The organism is Ramlibacter sp. (genome assembly GCF_035706265.1).
Classification (GTDB): Bacteria; Pseudomonadota; Gammaproteobacteria; order Burkholderiales; family Burkholderiaceae_C; genus Ramlibacter.
In genome coordinates this window covers 1-6836 of record NZ_DASSVG010000146.1, presented here as the reverse complement: position 1 = coordinate 6836, position 6836 = coordinate 1, and the positions used below count along the sequence as shown (strand labels likewise).

7 protein-coding genes and 1 pseudogene are annotated in these 6836 nt (G+C 71.0%); 5 read left to right on the top strand and 3 right to left on the bottom strand.

Going from position 1 to position 6836, the window contains the following annotated elements:
* The 3 genes and pseudogenes from VFM98_RS05845 to VFM98_RS05835 all read right to left on the bottom strand — a co-directional run.
* Positions 1-224: pseudogene (locus VFM98_RS05845) on the bottom strand (hypothetical protein); the annotation flags it as partial.
* A gap of 9 nt (positions 225-233) precedes the next feature.
* Positions 234-773 carry a cytochrome C oxidase subunit II gene (locus VFM98_RS05840; protein WP_325108961.1) on the bottom strand — a complete coding sequence of 180 codons (540 nt, stop codon included), beginning with the start codon at positions 771-773 and terminating at the stop codon, positions 234-236.
* Between the two features lie 10 nt (positions 774-783).
* Positions 784-939 (bottom strand): hypothetical protein, encoded by a 156-nt coding sequence (locus VFM98_RS05835; protein WP_325108960.1) that lies wholly within the window; start codon positions 937-939, stop codon positions 784-786.
* Positions 940-1092: 153 nt separating this feature from the next.
* On the opposite strand from VFM98_RS05835, the gene VFM98_RS05830 reads away from it, so the two are divergent.
* From VFM98_RS05830 to VFM98_RS05810, 5 genes are all read left to right on the top strand, one after another.
* Positions 1093-1938 (top strand): COX15/CtaA family protein, encoded by an 846-nt coding sequence (locus VFM98_RS05830; RefSeq protein ID WP_325108959.1) that lies wholly within the window; start codon positions 1093-1095, stop codon positions 1936-1938.
* Positions 1939-2018: 80 nt separating this feature from the next.
* Complete coding sequence (locus VFM98_RS05825) at positions 2019-3200, top strand: cytochrome P450 (RefSeq protein WP_325108958.1); 1182 nt, start codon at positions 2019-2021, stop codon at positions 3198-3200.
* Between the two features lie 68 nt (positions 3201-3268).
* Positions 3269-5137: a CHASE3 domain-containing protein gene (locus VFM98_RS05820; RefSeq protein WP_325108957.1), complete on the top strand. Its 1869-nt coding sequence runs from the start codon at positions 3269-3271 to the stop codon at positions 5135-5137.
* Positions 5138-5246: 109 nt separating this feature from the next.
* Complete coding sequence (locus tag VFM98_RS05815; RefSeq protein ID WP_325108956.1) at positions 5247-5885, top strand: FmdE family protein; 639 nt, start codon at positions 5247-5249, stop codon at positions 5883-5885.
* Positions 5878-6836: SufD family Fe-S cluster assembly protein (locus VFM98_RS05810; RefSeq protein ID WP_325108955.1), on the top strand; the 959-nt coding region annotated here is incomplete at its 3' end. The genes VFM98_RS05815 and VFM98_RS05810, both read left to right, overlap by 8 nt.

Below are 6836 nucleotides of genomic sequence, written 5' to 3'. Positions count from 1 at the left end.
ATGTAGAAGGTGTCGGCGGCGAGCCAGTGCACGGCGGGCCAGCGCGTGAGCACCACGCCGATGGCCAGCAGGCCGCCCACCAGCAGGGCGACCACGGCCGTGACGGCGTTGGCGATCATCAGTCGCTCGGCGCGGGCCTCGAACTGCAGGCCCGTGCGCGGGCAGGTGCGATAGGTGGTGACCGCCGAGGGCGACGCCGGAGGCGCAGGCAGGACAGCGGACATGGGGAGCTCCTACTTCACGTAGATGCGGCCCACCATCGTGTGATGGTTGATCCCGCAGTATTCGTTGCAGACGATGGAGAAGGTGCCCGACTGGTTGGGCGTGACCTTCACGACGTGTTCGTAGCCGGGCACCACCTGGATGTTGATGTTGGCCGGTTGCAGCGAGAAGCCGTGGTTGTAGTCCATGGCCGTGAGGTGCAGCTTGTAGGTCTTGCCCTTTTCCAGCTCCAGCATCGGCCACCAGGCCCACAGGCGCGCGATCAGGTAGACGTCGCTGTCCGGCGGCGGCGCCACCACCGGGACCTTCTGGTCGGTCTCGGTGCGCACCGTGTACTTGTCGACCACCGCCTGCGCCTTGGCGGAGAACTGCTCGCGGGTGGTCTTGTAGGTTTCGGTGGAGAGGTTCTGACGGCCGTAGGCGTGCCAGTAGACCATCATGAAGAACATCACCATGCACCACGCGAAGGCGATGGCGATCCAGGTTCCTTCGACGCGGTCCAGCGGATGCTTCCACCAGAGCCGTTCGGCCGGCGGGAGGATGGCGCTCATGGGGGCCTCCCTACTTCGCCAGCGGAATGGTCAGGATGTCGATCACGCCCCACAGCGTGTAGACGACCATCGGAATCAGCACGCCCAGGAACAGCAGCAGGAAGGGGTTGTCCAGCAACTGCTGCATGAACGGGACGCTGCCCGCTTCGGTGTCTTCGTGGTCCATCGCTTGTCTCCTCGTTGGGTTGTCTCTCTGGGGCGCATGCTTGTCCGACCGTCCTTGTCGGTTATTGATCTGGAACAAGGGTGCTGCACGTTCGCGCCGCCTCCGAGGGAGAACACGCAGCGCGCGCGCAGCCGCGCCGCTACGATGCGGCGCATGTCCCCGACGGCCGCACGGCTTTCCGCGCTGCACCGGATCGCCATCGCCTGCGCGCTGCTGGTGCTGGCGATCACGAGCCTGAGCGCGTACATCCGCCTGGAGCGCATCGGCCTCGGCTGCGCGCCCTGGCCGGCGTGCTACGTGCAGCGTGCGGCGATGCCGGCCGAGGCCGTGGCGGCGCTCGATGGCGAGGCCGTGGTGGCCGCGCGCATGGTGCATCGCGTGGTCACGTCGGCGGCGGCGCTGCTGGTGATCCTGCTGCTGGTGAAGACGCTGGCGCAGCAGCCCGCCCTGCACGTGCCGGGCCGGCTCGCATTGGCGCTGCTAGGCGTGGCGCTGTTCCTCGCCGTGCTGGGCCGCATGGCCGGCGATTCGCGCGCGCCGCCGGTGATCCTGGGCAACCTGCTGGGCGGCTTCCTCATGTTCGCCTTGAGCGTCCGCATGGTGCAGGCCACCCGTGCGCAGGCGGCGCTCGCAGCGTCGGCGCGCCGTTTGCGGCCCTGGGTGCTGGCCGCGCTCGTGCTGCTCCTGCTGCAGGCCGGCTTGGGCGGGGTGGTGAGTGCCGAGCGCGTCGCGCACGGATGCGATGCGTCGGCCCTCTGCGCGGCGCATCGCGCGGCGGGCATCGCGCTCGCCGCGGCGCTGCTGGCGCTGGGCCTCGCCGCCTGGCGCGCGGGCCTGCGCCCCGGAGTCACCGTCGCTGCGCTGGTGCTGCTGCAGGCCGCGCTCGGCTGGGCGCTGCTGTCGCAGGCGACGCCGCTCGCGTTCGCGCTCGCGCACAACGTCCTCGCCGTCCTGTTGCTGGCGGCGCTGCTCGCCCTGCTCCCCCCGGCCATGCCGTGAGGGAAGGCGCTGTCCTACAAGCCCGGCGGGCCGCCGCGGCTAACTTGTCCATGGCCGGCACCCGCCGGCCCGAACCCGTCATGTCCACTCCCACCCCCGCTCCCGATTGGGATCCGCGCGATCCCGCCGTCCTGCAAGACCCGCTGCGTGCCTACGACACCCTGCGCGGCCGCTGCCCCGTCGCCTACAGCGACTACCTGCGCTGGTCGCTGTTCCGCCACGACGACGTGCTGCGCGTGGTGCTCGATGCGGAAGGCTTCGGCAATGCCGTGTCGGCCCACGTCTCCATCCCCAACGGCATGGATCCGCCCGAGCACACGCCCTGGCGCGCGCTGATCGAACCGTATTTCGCGCCCGAGCGGCTGGCGGCCTTCGCGCCGGCGGCACACGCCGTCGCGCGCGAGCTGGCGCAGGGCCTGCCGCACGGCGAACTCGAATTCATGGACGGCTTCGCGCACGAGTGCGCGGTGCGCCTGCTGTGCGCCTTCATGGAATGGCCGCACGCGGTGCGCGAGCCGCTGCGCCAGTGGACCCGCCGCAACCAGCAGGCCACGCTCTCGGGCGACCGCGAGGCCATGGCCGCCGTCGCCTTCGAGTTCGACGGCCAGATCCGCGCGCAGCTCGATGCCTGCCGCCGGCAGCCGGGGCGCGACGACGCCACCTCGCGCCTGCTGCGAGAGACCATCGACGGGCGGCCGCTGCGCGACGAGGAGATCGTCAGCATCCTGCGCAACTGGACGGTCGGCGAGCTCTCCACCCTGGCGGCCTCGATCGGGATCCTGGCCTGGTACCTCGCCACGCACCCCGCCGTGCAGGAGGAACTGCGCGCCCACGCGGAGCTGCTGCGGCCCGCCATCGACGAGATCCTGCGCATCCATCCGCCGCTGCTGGCGAACCGCCGCGTCGCGCGCCACACCGTGCGGCTGGGCGAGCGCACGGTGGCCGCGGGCGAGCGCATCACGCTGATGTGGGCCTCGGCCAACCGCGACGAGGCGGTGTTCGGCGACCCGGACGCCTTCCGCGTCGACCGCGACCCGGCTCTCAACCTTCTGTACGGCGCCGGCCTGCACGTGTGCCCCGGCGCGGAGCTGTCGCGGCTGCAGCTGCGCATCGTGCTGCAGGAACTGCTGGCGGCGACGGACCTGATCGCGCCGGTGGCGGGCCGGGCGCCGGTGCCGGCGCACTACCCCGCCAGCGGCTTCTCGCTGCTGCCGCTCAGCCTGCGGCGCCCGGCGGCACTTGACGTGCGTCAAGCAATGTGAAGAGGGAATAGGTCCGGCGGCCGGGCCGCTCTTCCAGAATCTCCCGGTCCTGCCCTGCCCGTCGCATCTTGAAAGCCGCCAACGCCCGCCGCTCCTTCGGCGATCTCACCCTCACCGGTTTCGCAGCCGCCGGCTGCGTGGTGCTGCTCCTGCTGGCCGCCACCTACTGGGTGTCTCTGCAGCAGCGCCGCGCCGTCGCCTGGGTCGAGGAAACGAACCGGGTGCTGCGCGTGCTCGGCGACGCCCGGGCCGCGCTGGTGGACATCCAGAACGGCCACCGCGGCTTCACCATCGAAGGCAGCGAGGAGGCGCTCAAGCCCTACCGCGAGGGCGTGGCCGCGGTGCAGGAAGACATGGAGCAGCTGCGCGCGCTGCTGGCCGGGACGCCCCAGCAGCAGGCCAACCTGGCCGAGCTGCAGCGCCTGCTGCGCGAGCGCCTGGATTCGGCGGCGCGGCTGGTGGAAGCGCGCCGCAGCGGCGGCTTCGAGGCCGTCAAGGAGATCGTGGACAGCGGCGCACCGGCGGCCCAGATGGAGGCCCTGCGCAGCCGGCTGGAGGCCATGGAGACGCAGCAGGACCAGCTGCTGCAGCAGCGCCTGTCGGACCAGGAGCGGGGCATGCGCTGGTTCGGGGCCGCACTGGCCGCGATCACGCTGGCGCTGGCCGGTACCCTGGGCGGGCTGTACCTGCAGGTGCGCCGCCGCCAGCGCGATCAGCAGCAGTTGCAGGAAAGCGAGGAACGCTTCCGCCTGATGGCCGAAAGCGTCGTCGACTACGCGATCGTGATCCTCGAGCCGGACGGCCGCGTGCGCACCTGGAACGCCGGCGCGGAACGCATCCTCGGCTACCGGGAAGACGAGATCGCCGACAGCCACTTCTCGCGCTTCTATCCCGAGCAGGACGCGAGCACGGGCGTGCCGACGGGCGAACTGCACGTCGCCATGCTGCGCGGCCACTGCGCGGCCGAGGGCTGGCGGGTGCGCCGCGACGGCTCGCGCTTCTGGGCCACCATGGTGCTGAGCGCCATGCGCGGCTCCGACGGCCTGCTGCGCGGCTTCAGCCTCGTGCTGCGCGATCTCACGGAAAGGCGCCAGGCCGAAGAGTGGCTGCGTTCCGAGATGGCGGAGCGGGCCCGCGTCAGCGATGAACTGCAGCGCCTGAACCGCTCGCTGGAAGGCATCGTCGCCACGCGCACGCGCGACCTGCAGCGCGCCAACGGCGAGCTGGAGGCGGCGCGGCGGCGGTTGCAGGAGCTCTCCTCGCGCCTCATCCAGGGCCAGGAGCAGGAGCGCGGCCGGGTCGCCCGCGAGCTGCACGACGAGACCGGCCAGACCCTGACCGCCGTGCGGATGAAGCTGGTGGAGGTGCAGCGCGGCGCCGACCCCGGGCCGCTCATGAAGGACAGCATCGCGATCATCGACCGCACCATCGCCCACATCCGCGACCTGGCCCTGCGGTTGCGACCGACGATGCTGGACGACCTGGGGCTGGTGGACGCGCTGGAGTGGGTGGTGCGCCAGCAGGCCCGCAGCGCCGGCTGGACGGTGGAACTGGATCTCGACGGCTCGCTGCCGCGCCTGCCGTCCGACGTGGAGACGGCCTGCTTCCGCATCGTGCAGGAATGCGTGGCCAACGCCGCCGTCCACGCCCGCGCCGCGACGATGAGCGTCAAGCTGCGCGAGCGCGACGGACGGCTGGAGATCGAGGTCGAGGACGACGGGCTGGGCTTCCGCTTCGAAGGCTTCGGCGCCCCGCGCCAGGGGCCGGAGGAGCACTTCGGCCTCTTCACCATGGCCGAACGGGCCCGCCTGGTGGGCGGCAGCTTCGAGATCGACACGGCGCCGGGCCAGGGCGTGCGGATCCGGATTTCGGTGCCGATTCCGCCCGAGGGCGAAGCGGAAGCGGCGGAGGACGCGCTGGCGCGTCCGACGGCCTGAGCCGGCGCGGGCAACAACGTCCCTGCCATCAGGGTCACTCGCCGGCGGGCCCTGCAGCGCCTAGAATAGATGCATTGCACGTGCATCTTTAACTGGAGGGGCGTCCCTGATGGAACAAGGCAACTCTTTCCCGCCGTTCTTCGGCGAGGCGCCGCGGATCGCGGTGCACGACCCGCTGGCCGCGTTCCTGGGCGCCGGGGACGGCTGCATCACCTACGGCTATGCCGATGCGGTGAAGCTGGCCGGGCACTCCTGCCCCACCGTGGCCTCGGCCTACCTCATGACCCGCGCCGCGCTGGCCGCGCTCTATCCCGACACGCTGCCGCGCCGCGGCGAACTGCGGGTGGAAGTCCGCGATCCGGCCGATGAGGGCGTGGCCGGCGTGATCGGCAACGTGGCCGGCCTGCTCACCGGCGCTGCCGGCGAAGGCGGTTTCCACGGCCTGGGCGGCCGCTTCGTGCGGCGCGACCTGCTGCATTTCGGCGTGCCCATGACGGGCCAGCTGCGCTTCACCCGCACCGACAACGGCGAGAGCGTCGAAGTGTCCGCCAATGCGCAGATGGTGGGCGGCGATCCGCGCATGCGCGAGCTGCTGCCGCGCGCCGTGACGGGCATGGCCACGCCGGAAGAGGTGGCGCAGTTCGGCGCCCTGTGGCAGGAGCGCGTGCGCCGCCTGCTGCTGGAGCACGCCGACGACCCCAACGTGATCAGCGTCGAACGCGTCGAAGCGGGAGCGGTGCATGGCTGAAGCAAGCGACACCCGGCCCCTGGACGAAGTGCTGAGCGCCGGCTACCGGCACGGCTTCGTCACCGAGATCGAGTCCGATTCCCTGCCGCCGGGGCTGGACGAACACACCATCCGCGAGATCTCGCGCCGCAAGCGCGAGCCGGAATTCCTGCTGCGCTGGCGGCTGGCGGCCTTCGAGCGCTGGCTCACCATGAAGCCGCCCACCTGGGGCCAGTTGCGCATGGAGACGCCGGACTTCCAGGCGCTGTCGTACTACTCCGCGCCGCGCTCGCTGAAGGACGGCCCGAAGAGCCTGGAGGAAGTCGATCCCAAGCTGCTGGAGACCTACGAGAAGCTCAACGTGCCGCTGCACGAGCGCGCGCGGCTGGCCGGCGTGGCCGTGGACGCTGTGTTCGACAGCGTCTCGGTGGGCACCACCTTCCGCGAGCAACTGGCCGAAGCGGGCGTGATCTTCTGCTCCTTCTCGCACGCGGTGGAGCACCACCCGGAACTGATCGAGCGTTACCTGGGAAGCGTGGTGCCGCAGGGCGACAACTTCTACGCCGCGCTCAATTCGGCCGTGTTCTCCGACGGCTCCTTCGTCTACGTGCCGAAGGGGGTGCGCTGCCCGATGGAGCTCTCGTCCTATTTCCGCATCAACGCCCGCAACACCGGCCAGTTCGAGCGCACGCTGATCATCGCCGAGCCGGGCAGCCACGTCAGCTACCTGGAAGGCTGCACGGCGCCGCAGCGCGACGAGCACCAGCTGCACGCGGCCGTGGTGGAACTGGTGGCGCACGAGGACGCGCACATCAAGTACTCCACGGTGCAGAACTGGTATCCCGGCGACGAGCAGGTCATCCGCGAGATCTCGCGCCGCAAGCGCGAGCCCGAGTTCCTGTTGCGCTGGCGGCTCGCCGCCTTCGAGCGGTGGACGAAGATGGAGCTCCCCGACTGGGCGCACCTGCGGAT

Bases quoted from the DNA above. Each gene is read 5' to 3' on its own strand.
- VFM98_RS05840 (WP_325108961.1), bottom strand. From the start codon at position 773: ATGAGCGCCATCCTCCCGCCGGCCGAACGGCTCTGGTGGAAGCATCCG.
- VFM98_RS05835 (WP_325108960.1), bottom strand. From the start codon at position 939: ATGGACCACGAAGACACCGAAGCGGGCAGCGTCCCGTTCATGCAGCAG.
- VFM98_RS05830 (WP_325108959.1), top strand. From the start codon at position 1,093: ATGTCCCCGACGGCCGCACGGCTTTCCGCGCTGCACCGGATCGCCATC.
- VFM98_RS05825 (WP_325108958.1), top strand. From the start codon at position 2,019: ATGTCCACTCCCACCCCCGCTCCCGATTGGGATCCGCGCGATCCCGCC.
- VFM98_RS05815 (WP_325108956.1), top strand. From the start codon at position 5,247: ATGGAACAAGGCAACTCTTTCCCGCCGTTCTTCGGCGAGGCGCCGCGG.